Source organism: Gimesia alba (assembly GCF_007744675.1).
In the GTDB taxonomy this organism is placed as follows: Bacteria; Planctomycetota; Planctomycetia; order Planctomycetales; family Planctomycetaceae; genus Gimesia; species Gimesia alba.
The window spans coordinates 860,398-878,809 of record NZ_CP036269.1 but is presented as its reverse complement, the minus strand read 5'-3'; the positions used below and the strand labels follow the sequence as shown (position 1 = coordinate 878,809).

Here is an 18,412-nt window from a genome sequence, read left to right as displayed (position 1 = left end):
GAAGTTCGTTCTCACCTCTCTTTTTTTATGACGCGAGAAATTCGTTCCATTCCAGACCAAAGGTCTCTGCGACAGCATGGTTGGTGATCTGCCCCTGATGGATATTGACGGCAGTGAGTAATCCATGATCCTGGGCACAAGCTGCTTCCAGCCCCAGATTGGCCAGTTTTAATGCATACGGCAGCGTGACATTGCAGAGGGCATAAGTACTGGTACGTCCCACAGCACCAGGCATATTGGCAACACAGTAATGCACAACCCCGTCTACAACAAAAGTCGGATCGGAGTGTGTCGTTGGATGCGAGGTTTCTATGCAACCTCCCTGATCGACGGCTACATCAATCAGCACTGCCCCCGGTTTCATCATTTTCAGAGACGACTCAGGCACTAATACAGGAGCACGTGCGCCGGGAATGAGCACCGCACCAATCACCAGATCAGCCAACTCTAATTCGGCTCGTATATTATGCCGGTCACTATATAACGTATTCACGTTCGCCGGCATGATGTCTTCCAGATAACGCAAACGATCCACGTTGATATCCAGAATCACGACATCCGCCTGAAAACCAGCCGCTATCTGAGCCGCATTTTTTCCAACGACTCCCCCTCCCAGAATCACAATATGAGCTGGCGCCACACCGGGGACGCCCCCCAGTAAGATCCCACGCCCCAATTGAGGTCGCTCCAAGTACTTGGCGCCTTCTTGAATGCTCATTCGGCCGGCGACTTCGCTCATGGGCGTCAATAATGGTAATTGACCATTCCGACCCTCCAGAGTTTCGTAAGCAACGGCTGTCGCTCCCGTTTCCAGGAAACCGCGTGTTAATGCTTCATCGGCTGCGAAGTGAAAGTAGGTAAACAGTAGTTGTCCTGGCTTTAATAATGCCCACTCTACAGGTTGGGGCTCTTTAACTTTGATCACCATATCAGAGCGGGCAAACACTTCCTCAGCAGAGCCTACAATCTCTGCCCCGTTCTCTTCATAAAGCTCATCAGGGATCCCGCTTCCCAGGCCGGCTCCCTTTTCCACCAGCACGGTATGCCCTGCAACAGTCAGCTCCTCTGCGCCTACCGGTATCAAAGCAACACGATATTCATCCTGCTTGATTTCACGAGGTACCCCAATAATCATGATCTTCTCCCGATTACATGTAATATCGCCGACAGCTATGATACGATAATGCTATTATACGTTATCCTTACAATAGTATTCGTCTGTTTTCACCAGCAGGCTTGAATCATAACCTGTAGGACCAATTGTCGGCAAACCGACTCCAGAAATAACGATTGAGACAATACAGTGACCATACAATTTTCCGAAGCTCAGAAAACCGCAGCACAACATTTGATCAAATTGAGTCTGGAAGAAGATCTACAACAAACGGGCGATCTGACCTGTCAGGCACTGATTGAAAAAACAGATCAGGCAGAAATTCAGATTGTCTCCAGACAAACGGGAGTCCTGGCAGGATCTTCTTTGACGTCTCTCATCTTTTCTGAACTGGATCTGGAAGTGGTTTGCACAGATCACCTGTCTGACGGAGATCCTCTGGAGCCGGGTTCAATCATCACCACCTGTGCCGGCCCCCTTGCCTCAATTCTGATTGGCGAACGGACCGTACTTAACTTTCTGACGCACCTGTGTGGCGTCGCCTCTCTCACTTCGAAATACGTGAAGGCCGTCGAAGGCACTAAAGCGGTAATCCTGGATACGCGAAAAACGCTTCCCGGCTGGCGGATCCTCGAAAAGTATGCGGTGGCAGCCGGCGGAGGAACCAATCATCGGATGGGCCTTTACGACGGCATTTTAATCAAAGACAATCATCTGGCAGCCTGGGCCTCGCGCAACACACACCCCTCGATCGCAGCCGCCATCAGGCAGGCTCGAGAATCAGTTAACGGAGCAAAGGGCATTGAAGTCGAAGTCGACACGCTTGACCAGTTGGCTGACGCGTTGCAAGCAGAACCTGAAATTGTCCTCTTGGATAATATGTCCCTGGAAACAATGACACAGGCAATTCAAATGCGAAATGAACAATCGCCGAACACACTGCTTGAAGCCTCAGGCGGCATCAATCTGGAAGCCGTGCGTGGTGTCGCAGAAACGGGTGTGGAACGAATCAGCGTGGGAGCACTCACTCATTCTGCGATTGCCCTCGATTTAGGATTCGACTGGAAACGTCGCACCTGATGCTGCTGCTTCTATTAAAAAACATCCTTTTCACAATTTTAGATTTCAGCACATGAAAAAACCGGCCGCACAGGACCTTGACAATTCTCTTTTCGAGGATCGCCCGATCTTCCTGCGCGGCGCACTCATCTGGTTGGTGCTATTTTTCATCGCTTTTATCAGTTTCACACTTCCTAACAATCCTTCTATCAGCCGTTGGGATATTGTAACACAACTCCCCTTTCTCCTCTTAGATCTGGTCGATCCCCTGCCAGCTGAAAACCCGCACCCATCAGGCTGGGCTTATTTCCCGCAACGTTTTCCTTTGATCGGAATTGCTCTGGTCATCCTCGCCGGTGCTTGGGGTATAGGTCAGATCATCACACGACTGATCAAAATCCCGTTAGCTCCTTATACAGCAGAACGAACCGTTTTTGCGTTTGGAGTAGGCCTCTCTGCAGTCTCGCTGCTCACATTGGGAGGGGGGCTGCTTGGAATCTTATCCCAATGGCTCTGCTATCTGGTTTTGTTTTTATTCGCGTTCTGCGGAGTCCTTTCCGCATGCTATGAGTCGAAATCAAAAACCGGAACTGCCCTGCCCTTAAGAATCACGCTGCCTGACACCATCACCCCAGAATTGCTGTTCCGTGTCGGATGTTGTCTGTTGATTGCTCCGTTTGTGCTCAGCATGTTTTTGGGATCCATGTTACCCTCCATTGATTACGATGTGTTGGAATACCACTTTGGTGGCCCGAAAGAATACTACCAGCAAGGCCACATCGGCTTTCTGCAACACAATGTTTATACCAGTTTCCCTTTCCTGACAGAGATGTTGATCCTCCTGGGAATGACGCTCAAAGCCGACTGGTACTTGGGCGCTCAAGCAGGAAAGCTCGTCCTGATGAGCTTTTCGCTATTCACGGCGCTGGGAGTATTTGCCACAGCACGGCGCTGGTTTGGTTCGAATGCGGGCTGGTTGGCTGCAACGATCTTCCTGACAACTCCCTGGATCTATCGTATTTCGATTATCGCCTATACTGAAGGAGGACTCTCCTTTTATCTGATGGCGAGTCTGTTGAGTCTGTTCCTGACCATACAAGTACTCAGAATCTGGTCCCCCCCAGCTGATGAAACGCCAGTGGGAGAAGCACCGCGTTCATCCTTATGGAGCTATGCCTGCCTGACTGGTCTGTTATCCGGGTCAGCGATGGCCTGTAAATACCCGGGAGTCCTGTCGGTCGTCATTCCGCTCGGCCTCACATTACTTGGTTTCAGTTGGTTTCTATTAAAACAGAACAAGCAAATTCGAGCGTCAGTAACTCTAAAACTGGCGGTCATCTTCTCGATCGGCACACTACTCGCCATTGGTCCGTGGCTGTTGAAAAATCTCGTAGAGACCGGCAATCCCGTTTATCCCCTGCTCTATTCTGTGTTTGGCGGCGTTGATTTGAACGAACAACTCAACATCAAATGGAAAGGCGGTCATGGAATGAAGCCGCTTGGTCTGACAGAACTGGCAAATAATGTAATTGACGTCACCATGAAAAGCGATTGGTTAAGCCCTCTGCTGTTCAGCCTGGCACCACTCGCATTTCTGAATCGGCAGCATCGCAAATTGGTAAATTGGTTGTGGATTTATATCGGCTTTCTTTTCTTCTCATGGTGGGTTTTGACCCATCGAATTGATCGTTTCTGGGTTCCCATGATTCCCGTCGTTTCTGTATTGGCAGGCATCGGCGCCACCTGGAGTTCGAAACGTCTTTGGAAAATAGGTCTGACCATCGCCCTGTTATTCGCCTGCTTGTTTAATCTCTGCGTCGCCACCAGTGGTCTTGGCGGAAATAACGCCTACCTGGATGATTTGAATTATGCGCGAAAATTTACGACGTCCATCACCGGCCCAGAAATCTTGCAGTTAAATCAAATGCAGCTAGGGCCGAATCAAGTGGTGCTCTCTGTAGGTGATGCAGAACTGTTTAATGCCGAGTTCCCGGTGATCTACAATACCGTTTTCGACCATGATATTTTCCAGCAATGGACATCGAAACCAGAGCCGGACACGCCAGACATGCAACTCACAATGAGACCTGCGCAAGAGATCAAGCAAAAATTCGAGGAACAACATATCGCTTACGTCTATGTGAACTGGGCAGAAATCCTTCGCTATCGCTTACCAGGCTCCTATGGCTACACTGATTACGTGACCCCGGCACGCTTTGAACAACTTGTCAAAGAAGGGGTTCTGGAACCCGCATTATCTAATCAGTACAGCTATCGGAAGTTCGATTCATTTCGAGAAGACGAACAAAAAGAAATACTGACATGGGCGCCGGAACTGATTGTAGAGCGAGAAGGCGAGCGCTACTTTATCACAGCGCAAATATTTCCGGTTGCACCCTGAGCCGATGATTCACCTAAGCAAATTCACCTACGGGGGATTCGAAATCATAGAGTTCCCGCCGGGCAGAGCGGAGAGCACTACCGAAATCAGGGATGATAATGTCGCTATCGTCCAGATTCTGATAACCGCGGGGTTTACTCTCCAAGAGACAAAACCGCTCCAATTCATCGATATGGATGGTTTCCCGATTGATGGCTTCTGCCAATTTTGGATCTGACGTGTTCATAATCTACTCCCCCCTCTAATTCCTCTTGTGAAACTGATTGCCTCACAATTCGCATCCCGCATTTTATCGATCTTTTCCACAAAATCCTACAAAATTCTGACCGGCCACCTCATTTTTTGTGGCTAAAACGCCTCAAAAGCATGATATCAAAGAACATATGACAACGTATTTAGCTGGCCGAATACCCAAATTTGAATCGAACCTTTCCTGTTTCGAAACGGTCCAAGGGGCGGGCATTGACCATCGGCACCGGGAATTCAATAATGGTCAAAGCAAACCCTATTTTGATTTACAGTTACTATATTTGAGCCAATTATGACTACCAGCTTATCGAACGTGCCTGACTCTGCAGGTCGCTTTGGAGAATTTGGACGCCGCTTTGTCCCTGAAACATTGATGCATGCCCTGGAAGAACTGACTCAGGAATATGAGAAAGCCAAGCAGGACCCCAGTTTCCAGGCCGAACTGGACGACCTGTTAAAAAACTACGTCGGTCGACCGAACCCGTTGTATTTTGCCGAACGCCTGACCGAGCACTGCGGTGGTGCCAAAATTTATCTGAAACGGGAAGACCTCAATCATACGGGTGCCCACAAGATTAATAACACCATCGGACAAGCTCTACTGACGATGAGGATGGGCAAAAAACGGGTGATTGCAGAAACGGGTGCTGGCCAGCACGGCGTCGCCTCCGCGGTTGCCTGTGCCCGCTTTGGTCTTGAATGCATTGTCTATATGGGCGAAGAAGACATTCGCCGTCAAAAACTCAATGTGTTTAATATGAAAATGATGGGTGCGGAGGTCCGTGGCGTGACCAGTGGATCGCAGACACTACGCGACGCGGTCAACGAAGCCATGCGCGATTGGATGTCGAGCGTCGAAACCACACACTACATTATCGGTTCCGTCATCGGGCCTCACCCCTTCCCGATGATGGTCCGCGATTTCCAATCGGTTATCGGGAAAGAGACCCGTGCCCAATGTCTCGAACAAACCGGTAAACTCCCAGATCAGGTCATCGCCTGCGTGGGAGGTGGCTCTAACTCTGCAGGAATGTTCTATCCATTTATCGATGATGAATCTGTGAAGCTGACCGGAGTGGAAGCTGGCGGAAGAGGCCCCGAGCCGGGTGAGCATGCCAGCACACTCAGCTACGGCGCCAAAGGAGTTCTGCACGGGAGCTTTGGATATGTCCTGCAGGATGATGATGGGCAAACGTTAGACGTGCACTCGATTTCCGCAGGTCTGGACTATCCGGGCGTTGGCCCCGAACACAGTTACTGGAAAGATTCGGGCCGCGTCAATTACACGGCGATCACCGATGACGAAGCACTGGCAGGCTTCCAGACAATGGCAAAACTGGAAGGCATCATCCCTGCGATTGAGTCGTCCCACGCCATCGCCCAGGCATTGAAAGTCGCCGGTGATGCCAGCCCCGATGAAATCATTGTCGTCTGTTTATCAGGTCGAGGCGATAAAGATGTGAATGAAGTCGCACGCCTCATTGGACGGGATATTTAATTTCAGACCACCCCGATCATCGTTTTCAGAACCACCTCTTCTCTTCTCATAACAGTATTGCAGTAAATCGTGACCACATTAATTTCTGATAAATTTGCGCAGTTAAAATCGGAAAACCGCATGGCCTTCATGCCTTTCATCACAGCCGGTGATCCCGATCTTGAAACCACAGTCGCCGTGCTGAAAGAACTGGCCCAGCGAGGTGTGGATCTGATTGAGGTAGGTTTCCCCTATAGTGATCCCATCGCAGATGGTCCGGTGATTCAAGAATCGTACACCCGTGCTTTAAATAACGGGTTCCATGTACATGACCTGTTCGAAGCGCTGAAAGCACTGTCGGCAGATTCTTCTGTCACTCTGCCCCCTTTGGTAGGCATGGTATCTTATGCGATTATCTTCCGGTACGGTGCTGAGAAATTTTTACAGGAAGCAGAAGCCGCCGGCTTTTCCGGATTGATTGTCCCTGACCTGCCTGGCGATGAAGCACCGGAATTTGCTGAGAAAACCAAAACGGCCAATCTCGATCTGGTCCAACTCGTTTCACCATTAACGCCGGAAGATCGTACGAAACGCATTGTGCAAGCCGCCAGTGGATTTATCTACTGTATCTCGGTTGCCGGAACGACCGGAGTCCGCGATGAACTCCCTGAGGAATTGACCGCGCATCTGAAATCATTACGCAATCTGACAGATCTGCCACTGGCCGTTGGCTTTGGTATCAGCCAACCCAAGCACGTCGACACCTTGCGCGGCAAAGCAGATGGCTTCATCATCGGTTCCGCCATCGTAAAACAATTCGCTGCGTTTTCTGACCCCAGTCAAACTGCTAAAGATGTGATCACAGCAATCGGCGATTACGCGGGTGAAATGGTGGCTGCGACAAAGAGTTAACATCCTGCTCTGAAGTGTTCAGGATTTCTTTCGCGTGCCTGTCTGTTTGCGTACAAAAGGATAAAACCAGACCCCATACGGCAGATAATCAGGCACGATGAGTTTCTGCAAACGTTTCGGTTTTGCGAGTTCCCAACCATATTTGCCTTTTAGTAAGTTGGCAGGCACTCCTGCGGCGGCAGCATGTTGTTTGCTAACGGGAAATGAGTCCACAATCTCCACCGTACCGATCAACACGCCGGTAGGAAGTTCTTCTACATCAATCTCAGCCTGCTCTGCCGCAACCTCAGCATGGGGCGTTTTGGCCAGCTTTTTCGATGCATAAACATAAATCGGGCCACGAATATTCGTCTGGCTGGAACGGATTTCGATTGTTTTGATACCACGTAACATCAGTTCTGCCCAGGGTTGCCGGATTCCCAGTGCAGGCAGACTTTTATCAGGATGTTTGATTGGTTTTGTCATCGCTGGCTCAAACTTCAAAAGATTGTTGATAGTGGGGGATAATGGGTTCCAAATCACACTCATCACGAATTAAAGCCGCCAATGCTGCTGCCGATTCCGGCTCGCCGTGTACCAAAAAGACCTGACCAATGGTGCCGTGTTTGGCTGACTGTGCATACCACCATTTGAAATCTTCCACATCAGCGTGACCGGATAACCCGCTAAGCTGAACCACCTTGGCTTTAACCTTGTAATACCGGTCAAAGATTTTCACTTTCGGATCCCGTTGCTGTAAACGTCTGCCTAATGTATTCGCAGCCTGATATCCCATTAGCACAATTGTGTTTTCCACATGTTCGATCCCGTTTTTCAGATGATGTCGCACACGACCGTTTTCGCACATTCCGCTTCCCGCTATCACGACAAAGGCCCCTTCCCGCTTATTGAGGGCGATACTTTGTTCGCGCGTGGAAACATAGTCGAGCAAGGCAAATCCGAAGGGATCTTTGTCGGCTTCCATCAACGCCTGAACTTCGTCATCCATTTCATTAAGATGATGTCGAAAGACGGAAACCAGCCTTGTAGAAAGAGGACTGTCAACAAAAATGGGAATGTGGGGCAGGCGTTTTTCGTTATACAGTTCATTCAGATAATAAATAATCTGCTGTGTCCGCCCCAAACTGAAGGCAGGTATAATCACCCGCCCTTCAACACGGTAGGCCTCATCAAGTATCTGATAGAGTTCCTCTTTGATATCCGATGCCTTTTCATGCACTCGGTTTCCGTAGGTGCTTTCTGAAATTAAGATTTCACACCCTGCAATCGTCTCCGGATCTCTGAGCAATGGTAAATTCCGTCGCCCCAGGTCACCTGTAAAAACAAGATGTCGCCATTCTCGCTGATCTTTGATTTTCATCTCAATGATGGCGGAACCCAGAATGTGCCCGGCATCCAGGAAACGAACTTTGACATCGTCTCCTAATTCATGCCATTCATGATAGTCCAGACGCTCAAACAGTTTCGCTACCCCATCTACATCATCTTCCGAATAGAGCGGTTCTATCGGCGGGTGTTTCTCTTTTAATTTTCTCGCGAGATACTTGGCGTCTTCTGCCTGTATCCGGGCACTATCCTTCAGCATGATTTCAGCGATATCCGCCGTCGCAGACGTACAAAAGATCGGTCCGCGAAAGCCTTTGCTAAAAAGTCGTGGCAGGTTGCCACAATGATCCATGTGCCCATGCGATAAAAAGACCGCATCGATCGAATCCGGCGGATAAGCAAACCAGCTGTTTTTTAAATACGATTCTTGGCGATGCCCCTGAAATAATCCACAGTCCAGCAAAATCCGTCGCGAATCAGTCTCAATCAAATGCTGGCTACCGGTTACTTCGCCAGCGGCTCCGAGAAAAGATATTTTCATCTAAAGTTTCATTTCCAGACATAAAAAGAAACAGGAGAACTCTTATAGAAATGGTAATCGCGCACTGCCTGAGCAGGCATCAGTTTGAAGAAGTTGATTAAACGATGATTTCCTGCTCATTCTGGGAGGTGGTGCCCGTCCGTTCGGAGATGCTGTAGGAATCCTGATGTCGGCCGGTATAGGCAACGATGAGCTCAGCCAGTAAACCGAGACTGATTGCTTGCCCCCCCAGAATCGTCGCTGCCACAGAATAGGCCAGCAAGGGACGATTTCCAATCGGCCCCAGTTCCAAACCAAAAGCATTGGTCAAAATCCAGAGGAATCCGAGATAGCCTAAACCTAAGAAGCCTAATAAGAGACAGGACAGTCCAATCGCTCCCAGCATATGTTGAGGACGCTGTCCATAACCGGTTAAAAAACGAACCGTTAACAGGTCGAGAAATCCTCTCAAAAACCGACGGACGCCATATTTGGAATAACCGTGCTGGCGTTCCCGGTGATGAATGGGAATTTCTGTCACTTTGAAGCCACGCGCGTCTGCGAGCACCGGTATAAAACGATGTAATTCGCCATAAATGCGAATCTCAGCGGCAACATCTTTACGGAATAATTTCAAGCCGCAGTTATGATCGTGCAGTTTCAGCCCGGTCAGTTTGGCGATCATCCAGTTGAATACCTTACTCGGATAAACCTTGTGCCAGGGATCAAGCCGGCGTTCTTTCCAACCGTTGACAACGTCATATCCTTCGTTCAGTTTTTCCAGAAAGCGGGGAATTTCTTTGGGGTCATCCTGCAGGTCTGCATCCATCATCATAATCACAGATCCCCGTGCCGCCCGCATGCCGGCCGTCAGTGCAGCTGCTTTGGCAAAATTTCGGCGAAAACGAATTCCCGAAACCCGCTCATCCTTTGCAGCCAGTCCAGAAATAATCTCCCAGGAAGTGTCGGTCGAACCATCGTCGATAAAGATCACTTCCAGATCGATATTATGAGCCTGACTTGTATCACAGATTTCCTGATACAGTTGTGGCAAACTTTCGGATTCATTTAAAACAGGAATCATGATAGAAAGCACGGCGAAGACCTTTCTCGCAGCGGAAAAAACAATAGCTAATTCAATTTGTATCAGAAGGCGTTGTTTCTTGAGTCGAAGTGGAATCCACGTTCGTCCGGCTCCTGATACCATAGTATAAAACAAAGGCCGCCAGAATTTCACTAGAGGGCATCTCAAAACCTTTTTAATAGTGTAAATAAACACCCAAGAATTACAAAGCTTTCGTAGAGGTAATCGTGATATTCCCAGCGCGTGACAATGCGACGATAGTTGTGGAGCCAGGCAATACTGCGTTCCACAATCCAACGTCGTTTGAAGCGTGGAAGCTTTCGACCATCTTGCGTCGGCGGTTTGACTCTCGATTTTCGATGCGGGCAGATCAGATCGATATTCTTTTCCATCAGCCGTTTGCGCAACGAGTCCGAATCGGCGGCTTTGTCATAAACAAGTCGCTCGGGTTGTCGATTTTGCAATGTGATTTTTTCAAGCAGCGGTTCGATCAGCTTGACTTCGCTACGACGGGCCGATTCTGTGTCGATCGCCACAGGTGTCCCGTGACGATCGACAAAAATCATGACCTTTGTGCCTTTGCCACGACGAGTCGGGCCAACTCTTCTACCCCTTTTTTTGCCGAGGCAAAAGTGCCATCAGCAAAGGTTTCCGAGAAATCAATCTGGCCAGCATCATCCATTCGTTCCAAGATGATTTGCCAGGCAGATAAGAGCCGCCCTTCGATCGTCCATTGCTGGAAACGTCGATGGCACGTCGCTTTTGAGGGATACTCTCTTGGTAAATCTTTCCATCGTGCTCCTGTCACCAAAATCCAGAGAATGCCTTCCAGGCAATCTCGTGGATGGGCTTTTGGACGTCCTCCCTTTTTGGAAGGGGGAGTCCAGGGAAACAGTTTTGCGACTAAAGACCATTGTTTATCGGTCAAAACGACCGGGCGTTCCGTCCTGGACGCTGTTTTTGTGGAAACCCGTTTTCGTTTGGGCCACCAGACCAGCGTCATATACATAAGAAATTCTCCTTTCAGGAGAACACTTCATGCAAAAGACGCGCCAAACCGTTCACTTTTTTTGACGTTATGAGACAACCTCTAGCAAACGAAACGATTCGGATCAATAACGCAGCAACAAAGGCATTCACCGGCCCAATTGCGGGTGAGCCGGCAAGAATTGCCGCAATCAACCCTTCTCGCACCCCCAGTCCAGCGGGTGCAAACAACGCGGCAAAACCTAACGAGAAGGCGGCCGAAATCGCAGCCGTCCAGAGAGGCCACTCCTGCCAGTTCAGTCTGGAATCTCCCAGAGAAGCAAGCACAAGCCCTAAACTTAAACCGTGCAAAATCCAGCTGATCAAAAACACAAACACGCCCACGTAAAGTAAACGAATCGAAATCGCAGGCCGTGGTTCTGCAGCAGACGCTTCGACTTCGGACTTCGTAATTTTATTCGAAACCAGATTCAGTAACCGCGACACCAACGGTAAAGAGACAAACAAGGCAAACACAAACAATATCGGAACCAGCAGTGGCCGGGCTTGAATCGACTGAATCCAGGCCGGCCACTCGGCGATTTGTTCGGCATTGAAAACATAAGGCACTAACGCCAGAAACACGACTAACCCCACACCCATGACCGCCAATGTCTCGTAGGCGGCTGTCAACGCTGATACGGAAACGCGCACGCCAAACTCTTTTAACAGGGTTGCCCGAATCAAAAGCACGGACACTTTACCGGGAATGTACTTTCCCAGGTGCCCGCCATAATAGGCGCGGGCGGTAGGCCAGAAACCGGCTTGTTCGCCGGAGGTAATCATCAATCGTTGCCAGAACCAAACCGACGGCATCCAGGCAATGAAATTGCAGCCCCCCGCCAGAACCAGCCAGACTGGCTTGATTTGAATTTCAGCCAGTGAATCACTCTGCTCCTGGTAGAGCTGATAGCCCTGCCGGCCAACAAAATAGAGGACCAAAGCCAGCAACCCCCATTTGATCAATTTCCAGACTCGAGCCGAGGCAGATTTCGAAGCGGGGATGGCTTGTGTGTCAGACATAAACAGAATTTGTTTCGTAAGGAAAAATGCGACTGAAATACGATTAAGTAAAGTAGCTAGCTGACACTACTTTTCTCTGCTTCCTCTTGAACTTTGGAAAATAATTCTCTGACCGATTTGCGTCGCAAAACCAGAATCGTCGCAATACCCAGGAATGTTCCGAAGGGAATAATCAGACATTCCAGTGTCGCTACAATGAGGCAATACTGATAATTTTCATATCGCGCCAGAGACTGTCCTGTCAAAATAATACAGAACAAAATCACGACGCCAATCAAGCACAGGACCACACCGAAGCCTATTAATAAAGCCACTTGAACTTCAGGGTTTGATTCCTCAAGCTTTTTTCGATAGTCAGCAACTAATTCTGTTATGACTTCATAAAAATAGACGGAAACAAACAGATTGAAAATTCCATAAATAATTTGCAGCTTTGAAAGTATCTGCAAGTGTCGTTTGTCGCGTTCCATACCCATAACCTATTCGCTGCATTCTGCTAATTGATTTGAAACTCAATAATTTAGTTCGTTCGAGTTCAGGGAACGGTTTCAGTTTCAACAACGGGAATCGGCTGTACTTCACCCGTTTCGCGGAATGCACCCGTCTCCAAAAATCGCATCGTACATACAATCGTCTCAGAATCACTCATCATAAAAGAATGTAACACCGGCAATAAAATATAGTCAGCTGCCCCCGGTAGACGCGTACTGTTCACGCCTACAGTTCCATCATTATCACCACGAATCAGCGGATTATATCCCTTTAAGGCATTCCGCCCACCCGCCACAATTCCGAAAGGAAAGGGAGGCGTTGGCAGCTTGGCAATAAAATCACTATTGGCTTCGGTCACCAGTTGCTGACCGGCAGGGCCGAAGATGACTTTAAACAACAGATTCGAGCGGAACCGGTCTGCCATGTCTGCACCTCGGTTCGGCACTCCCAGCATGACCATTCGCTTGACTCGCGAATCAACAGCTGTTTGCTGTGACAGCCAGGAACGAACCACCAGACCTCCCATACTGTGTACCACCAGATCGATCTCTTCGACGCCTTCCAGGGAATCGATCACCTGTGCCAGATATTTGGCGTTCTCAGGAATTGTGAGCTGCGTACTGGGATAATCAAAGGGAACCACCATCCGCCCTGATTGGCTGCAGGCTGCTTTCAACTTCTCAAATGATTTGGACGAACGAATGATGCCGTGAATTAATATGACGGCTCTTCCCTGCATCGGCTTGAGTTGATTGGCTTCTTTAATTTCTTCCAATCGTGCCTGACATTCTTCGAGCGTTCCACTCGCATGACGCTGGTCTTCTGTATCCAGCAGGCGATAATGCTTGCTGATCACATTCTGTTGAATTTTCCAGCCTTGAAAAAACTGCACATCACCCCAAAACTGACGACCGCCCAATGTTTTCATAGTAAGTATTTTCCTTTGAACTTCCTCGATTTTCCTCTTAGCAGCCGATTCTACCGCCTCTTCTGCCTCACATGGCACAGAGAACAAGCTCGACAAAATGATTCCCGTCCAGATTGTCAGAACACGTCCAACCATAACAAAGCGGTCCTACATCGAAATATGCTCAATCCAACAGGTCTTGGAAACACGATAAAAAGTGATTACGAGCAAAAACGCGACTGATTTCACACCTTCCAAGGTATCGGCAGGGGACTCTTATCAAGTAAAATCCTACAGGGCATTGTATCGATTCATCGAATATATAGAATGCCTTTTAAAGAAGTCTTCTATTTTTTTATGATGACCCCGCCGATCAATGATGAACTATGATCCGGCAGAGGGACGCCCATCACTTTGAATACCAGAAATTCCGCAAGAAGGATCGTTTTTAGTATGGATCAGCAAAATACGTTAGCCGACAACCCCTTACTGGTTTTAGAGGGCCTTCCCCGCTTTGATCAGATTGAACCTCAGCACATTGAACCCGCTGTTAAGTCATTGCTGGAACAATCAACTGCCGGACTGGAAAAAATTGAAGAACAGGCAGAACCGTCCTGGGAAGGTCTGATGCAGCCTCTGGAAGAATTAGACTATCCCTGGGAACGATCATGGGGGTCGATCGGACATTTGCTGGGAGTGAAAAATACTCCTGAACTGCGCGAAGCCTATGAAGGTGTGCTTCCGGAAGTGGTTGCTTTCTCACTGAGAGTGAAACAAAGCAAGCCCATCTACGAAGCCTTGAAAAGTTTGCGCGACAGCAGCAAGTGGAATGAACTCAATGACGCGCAACGCCGAATTATTGATAAACGGATTCTGTCAGCGGAACTCGCTGGTATAGGCCTTGAGGGCGAGCAACTCACGCGGTTCAATGAAATCGCAACAGAACTGTCTCGTCTGGCAACCAAGTTCTCAAACAACGTTCTGGACGCCACAAAAGCCTTCTCGCTGATTATCACTGACTCCGATGTTGTAAACGGATTTCCTGACAGTCTCAAACAACTGACGGCCCAATCCTATAACAGCTGGGATGACAAAGAAGCCGACACCGAAGCAACTCCTGAACAGGGGCCTTGGAGAATCAGTCTGGATTTCCCCTGCTTCGGTCCATTCATGCAGCACTGTCGAAAACGCGACCTGCGCGAAAAAGTATATCGGGCTTTTATCACACGCGCCTCGGACGGAGACGTCGACAATACACCCTTAATCCCACAGATCCTGAAACTGCGTAAAGAAAAAGCACAACTCCTCGGTTATCAAAATTTTGCCGAAGTGAGCCTGGCAGAGAAAATGGCTCCCAGCATCGATGCGGTTCTGGAAATGGAAGAACGACTGCGCACGGCATCATGGGATGCAGGCCAGCAGGATTTAAAAGAACTGCAAGAATTTGCTGCGGAACAGGGAGAAACGGAACCGATCATCCAATGGGATTTCGCATTCTGGTCTGAACGATTGCGCGAGCAGCGTTTCAGTTATACCGATGAAGAATTACGTCCCTATTTCTCACTGGAAAAAGTTCTGGACGGCTTATTCGAGTTAGTAAATCGAATCTTTGGAATTACGGTCACCGCTGTAGCGGAAGAAGTCCCTGTCTGGAATAAAGATGTCCGCTATTTCAATATCGCCAGTGAAACGGGCGAAACAATAGCCGGATTTTATCTCGATCCTTATGCACGTCCCGCCGATAAACGCGGTGGCGCCTGGATGGATGATTGCCTCGGCCGCAAAATCGTTGCAGGGAATGTGCAAATTCCCGTTGCTCATCTGGTCTGTAATTCGACACCTCCCGTAGGAGACAAGCCGTCGTTGATGACCTTCCGCGAGGTTGAAACGCTGTTTCACGAATTCGGGCATGGCCTGCAGCACATGCTGACGACGATCAATGAAGCAGATGCTGCCGGCATTAATGGTGTGGAGTGGGATGCCGTCGAATTGGCCAGCCAGTTTATGGAAAACTGGTGTTACCATAAGCCCACGCTCCTGGGTATGGCCAAACATTACGAAACCGGTGAAACATTGCCGGACGACTTATTTGAAAAAATTAAATCAGCACGCAACTACCAGGCTGGCACACAAATGCTGCGTCAGATCCAATTCGGTGTCGTCGATTTGAAACTGCATAGTGAGTTTGATCCCAATGGTTCTCAAACCGTCTTCGATATCCAGCGCGAAGTGAGCCAGACAACATCAATCCTGCCAATGCTACCGGAAGATCGTTTTCTGTGTTCCTTCCAGCACATTTTTGCCGGAGGATATGCAGCTGGCTACTTCAGCTATAAATGGGCAGAAGTTCTCAGCGCCGATGCCTTCAGCGCTTTTGAAGAAGCGGGCCTCGATAATGAACAGGCTGTGGCAGAAACAGGCAGACGTTTCCGTGATACCATTCTGGCCAAGGGTGGCAGTTGCCATCCAATGGATCTCTTCAAAGAGTTCCGCGGCCGTGAACCCAGTCCTGAACCACTGTTACGGCATACAGGACTGCTCTAAAAACAGCCTGATTCTTAAGTTTTAAAGCTGGCTCTCCTGCGCCCTTTTCCTCATTCCGGAAATGGCGCAGGCGAACTCCATGCGCTGCAAACTTCAGATTCAAGCCCCCGCAAGTGTATCCAGATGTTCGGGCTGGATTTACCGTAATAGCCACGGAATTCGAAACCGAGTCAGCCGATTCACTGAGCGAAATCCCCGGTTGAAGAGCATCCGCTAAAATGCTTGCAGGAAATAAGTTCGACTGATATGATCCGGCCGACTCAGCAGCATCGTATACCTGCATTAATGACTTAAACAAGGACGGCACTTAGATGGCAAATCAGCTTGAGCAGGCGATTAAAGATAAAACTGCAATCATTGGTATTATCGGCTTGGGATATGTAGGACTCCCCCTGATCGATGCCTTTGTGAACAGCGGCTTCAAAACGATGGGATTCGATGTTGATCAAAAGAAGGTCGATCAACTTCAGGCCGGCAAAAGCTATATCCAACATATCCCTTCCAAAACAGTTTCCGACTGGCTGGAAAAGAAACAGTTTGAATCGACAACCGATTTATCACGCATGAGCGAAGCAGATGCTCTGCTGATCTGCGTACCGACGCCGCTGACAACGAGCCGCGACCCTGACCTCGCCTATGTCGAAAATACAGCGAAAGCGATTGCCGAATCATTACGTCCCGGTCAACTCATCGTATTAGAGAGCACAACTTATCCGACAACAACACGCGATGTCCTGTTGCCGATTCTCGATGCCAAAGGCCTTAAGATCGGTGAGGACTATTATCTCGCCTACAGCCCGGAACGTGAAGATCCCGGTAACCCGGATTTTTCTGCAGCAGGGATTCCCAAAGTCGTCGGCGGGATGGAAGAAAACAGCCTGCGAATCGCCGCTGCCTTGTATGAACATGCCGTGGTGAATGTGATTCCGGTTTCTTCACCGGAAGTGGCTGAAGCCTGTAAGATTCTGGAGAATACGTACCGCGCGGTCAATATCGCGATGGTCAATGAACTCAAAACATTATTTGATCGCATGGGCATTGATGTCTGGGAAGTCATCGATGCAGCGAAAACCAAGCCCTTCGGTTTTCAGGCCTTCTACCCTGGCCCGGGACTGGGGGGGCACTGTATTCCCATCGACCCGTTCTACCTGAGCTGGCTGGCACGCAAAGAAGGCCTCACCACGCGATTCATCGAGTTAGCGGGGGAAGTCAATACCCGTATGCCGCGTTATGTGATTGACCGGTTGGCCGAGTTTCTCAATCAGCAGGGAAAGCCTCTCAAAGGAAGCAAAATCTGCATGCTGGGCGTTGCCTACAAAAAAGATGTCGACGACCCCCGCGAAAGTCCATCGTTCCACCTGTTAGACCTGCTGCTCGAACGTGGTGTGGACTTTACTTATAATGATCCACATATTCCAAGCCTGCCCAAGATGCGTCATCACAATGTACCGGCTATGGAAAGTCAGGAATTAACGCCTGAATTTCTAGCAGCCCAGGACTGTGTGCTCATCGCCACAGATCACAGTGCCTATGACTATGACTTTATCGTCAAACATTCAGGCATGATTCTGGATACACGTAACGCCACAAAGAATGTGACTGAAAGTCGCGAGAAAATCTATAAAGCATAGACAGAGTCTGAATCACAACAGCCCGGTTGATAACCAACCGGGCTGTTTTTGTTTGGCCGACACATTCCTCGACTCAAGCAATAATCTATTGCAAAGCTTGTTGCTGCTGCGCAAACTGCTCGTCGGTCAAGATAGGCATCAGATTGCTGGTTGAATATTCTTGAGTCAATTCAACCCAACTTCGGCAACCGGCATAACGCGTTTCATTTTCAACTTCAAATGGTTGAGACAGTTGATAAGCGCGGACCAGCAACACAAATAAGCCCGGGTTTTTATATTCAAACCGCTGCTGGATCGTTTCCTGATTCAATACCTGAAGCGAATCCAACCGGGAAAGCACTGCCGCATCTTTAATTTCCACGACCTGTTCTACTACTGCATACAAGGCCAGCATGATCTTTCCTGAAGCGGGCTCAATCGCAATCGGTGCCTGGAGCAAATCGCTACATTCCGGCTGCAACTGCTCAGCCCCCTGATGAAAACGCGTCGGAAAAAGCCAGAATTCACGATGGTCAACGCGGAAACCCTGTTGTCCTTCGTGAATGCCCCCTTTGCGAATAATGACTGTCTGTCTGCCCTGCCCTAATGCAGCGCAGACAGCCCCCCATTCTTTAAATGCGATTCGATTCTGTGCCAGCATATTTCTA

17 protein-coding genes are annotated in these 18,412 nt (G+C 49.1%); 6 read left to right on the top strand and 11 right to left on the bottom strand.

What is annotated here, in order from left to right; all coding sequences use genetic code 11:
* Nucleotides 1-25 precede the first annotated feature (25 nt).
* Nucleotides 26-1,135, bottom strand: a complete 1,110-nt coding sequence (gene ald, locus Pan241w_RS03390; protein ID WP_145210968.1) for an alanine dehydrogenase — start codon at nucleotides 1,133-1,135, stop codon at nucleotides 26-28.
* Between the two features lie 168 nt (nucleotides 1,136-1,303).
* Between ald and nadC the strand changes: the two genes are divergently transcribed.
* Together nadC and Pan241w_RS03380 are read left to right on the top strand one after the other, a co-directional pair.
* Complete coding sequence (gene nadC / locus Pan241w_RS03385; protein WP_145210965.1) at nucleotides 1,304-2,194, top strand: carboxylating nicotinate-nucleotide diphosphorylase; 891 nt, start codon at nucleotides 1,304-1,306, stop codon at nucleotides 2,192-2,194.
* A 52-nt stretch (nucleotides 2,195-2,246) separates the two neighbouring features.
* Complete coding sequence (locus Pan241w_RS03380) at nucleotides 2,247-4,574, top strand: ArnT family glycosyltransferase (protein ID WP_145210963.1); 2,328 nt, start codon at nucleotides 2,247-2,249, stop codon at nucleotides 4,572-4,574.
* Nucleotides 4,575-4,587: 13 nt separating this feature from the next.
* On the opposite strand, the gene Pan241w_RS03375 is transcribed toward Pan241w_RS03380, so the two are convergent.
* Nucleotides 4,588-4,800: a hypothetical protein gene (locus Pan241w_RS03375; protein WP_145210960.1), complete on the bottom strand. Its 213-nt coding sequence runs from the start codon at nucleotides 4,798-4,800 to the stop codon at nucleotides 4,588-4,590.
* 315 nt (nucleotides 4,801-5,115) lie between these two features.
* Here Pan241w_RS03375 and trpB point away from each other — a divergent pair, with 315 nt between their 5' ends.
* Both trpB and trpA read left to right on the top strand, forming a co-directional pair.
* Nucleotides 5,116-6,321 carry a tryptophan synthase subunit beta gene (trpB, locus tag Pan241w_RS03370; protein ID WP_145210956.1) on the top strand — a complete coding sequence of 402 codons (1,206 nt, stop codon included), beginning with the start codon at nucleotides 5,116-5,118 and terminating at the stop codon, nucleotides 6,319-6,321.
* A 69-nt stretch (nucleotides 6,322-6,390) separates the two neighbouring features.
* Complete coding sequence (gene trpA, locus Pan241w_RS03365) at nucleotides 6,391-7,212, top strand: tryptophan synthase subunit alpha (RefSeq protein ID WP_145210953.1); 822 nt, start codon at nucleotides 6,391-6,393, stop codon at nucleotides 7,210-7,212.
* Between the two features lie 18 nt (nucleotides 7,213-7,230).
* On the opposite strand, the gene Pan241w_RS03360 is transcribed toward trpA, so the two are convergent.
* The 8 genes from Pan241w_RS03360 to Pan241w_RS03325 all read right to left on the bottom strand — a co-directional run bounded on the left by Pan241w_RS03360 (nucleotide 7,231) and on the right by Pan241w_RS03325 (nucleotide 13,611).
* Nucleotides 7,231-7,677 (bottom strand): ASCH domain-containing protein, encoded by a 447-nt coding sequence (locus Pan241w_RS03360; protein WP_198000303.1) that lies wholly within the window; start codon nucleotides 7,675-7,677, stop codon nucleotides 7,231-7,233.
* A gap of 7 nt (nucleotides 7,678-7,684) precedes the next feature.
* Complete coding sequence (locus Pan241w_RS03355) at nucleotides 7,685-9,079, bottom strand: MBL fold metallo-hydrolase RNA specificity domain-containing protein (protein ID WP_145210947.1); 1,395 nt, start codon at nucleotides 9,077-9,079, stop codon at nucleotides 7,685-7,687.
* Nucleotides 9,080-9,176: 97 nt separating this feature from the next.
* On the bottom strand, nucleotides 9,177-10,142 hold the full coding sequence (locus tag Pan241w_RS03350) for a glycosyltransferase family 2 protein (RefSeq protein WP_198000537.1): 966 nt from the start codon (nucleotides 10,140-10,142) through the stop codon (nucleotides 9,177-9,179).
* A 164-nt stretch (nucleotides 10,143-10,306) separates the two neighbouring features.
* The gene (locus tag Pan241w_RS03345) at nucleotides 10,307-10,708 is read right to left on the bottom strand and encodes a transposase (protein ID WP_145209663.1); all 402 of its coding nucleotides are present in this window, start codon (nucleotides 10,706-10,708) and stop codon (nucleotides 10,307-10,309) included.
* Entirely contained in the window at nucleotides 10,705-11,151 is a 447-nt protein-coding gene (locus Pan241w_RS03340) for a transposase (protein WP_145209666.1), read from the bottom strand. The genes Pan241w_RS03345 and Pan241w_RS03340 overlap by 4 nt, the downstream gene beginning before the upstream one ends.
* A gap of 14 nt (nucleotides 11,152-11,165) precedes the next feature.
* Nucleotides 11,166-12,191: a lysylphosphatidylglycerol synthase transmembrane domain-containing protein gene (locus Pan241w_RS03335; protein WP_145210941.1), complete on the bottom strand. Its 1,026-nt coding sequence runs from the start codon at nucleotides 12,189-12,191 to the stop codon at nucleotides 11,166-11,168.
* A 56-nt stretch (nucleotides 12,192-12,247) separates the two neighbouring features.
* Nucleotides 12,248-12,661 (bottom strand): hypothetical protein, encoded by a 414-nt coding sequence (locus Pan241w_RS03330; RefSeq protein ID WP_145210938.1) that lies wholly within the window; start codon nucleotides 12,659-12,661, stop codon nucleotides 12,248-12,250.
* Between the two features lie 65 nt (nucleotides 12,662-12,726).
* Nucleotides 12,727-13,611 carry an alpha/beta fold hydrolase gene (locus Pan241w_RS03325; protein WP_232107344.1) on the bottom strand — a complete coding sequence of 295 codons (885 nt, stop codon included), beginning with the start codon at nucleotides 13,609-13,611 and terminating at the stop codon, nucleotides 12,727-12,729.
* Between the two features lie 432 nt (nucleotides 13,612-14,043).
* Between Pan241w_RS03325 and Pan241w_RS03320 the strand changes: the two genes are divergently transcribed.
* On the top strand, nucleotides 14,044-16,134 hold the full coding sequence (locus tag Pan241w_RS03320; protein WP_145210933.1) for a M3 family metallopeptidase: 2,091 nt from the start codon (nucleotides 14,044-14,046) through the stop codon (nucleotides 16,132-16,134).
* 311 nt (nucleotides 16,135-16,445) lie between these two features.
* Entirely contained in the window at nucleotides 16,446-17,765 is a 1,320-nt protein-coding gene (locus tag Pan241w_RS03315) for a nucleotide sugar dehydrogenase (protein ID WP_145210930.1), read from the top strand.
* Between the two features lie 85 nt (nucleotides 17,766-17,850).
* Here Pan241w_RS03315 and Pan241w_RS03310 read toward each other — a convergent pair whose 3' ends face one another.
* Nucleotides 17,851-18,405 carry a DUF1802 family protein gene (locus Pan241w_RS03310; protein ID WP_145210927.1) on the bottom strand — a complete coding sequence of 185 codons (555 nt, stop codon included), beginning with the start codon at nucleotides 18,403-18,405 and terminating at the stop codon, nucleotides 17,851-17,853.
* Between the last annotated feature and the right edge of the window lie 7 nt (nucleotides 18,406-18,412).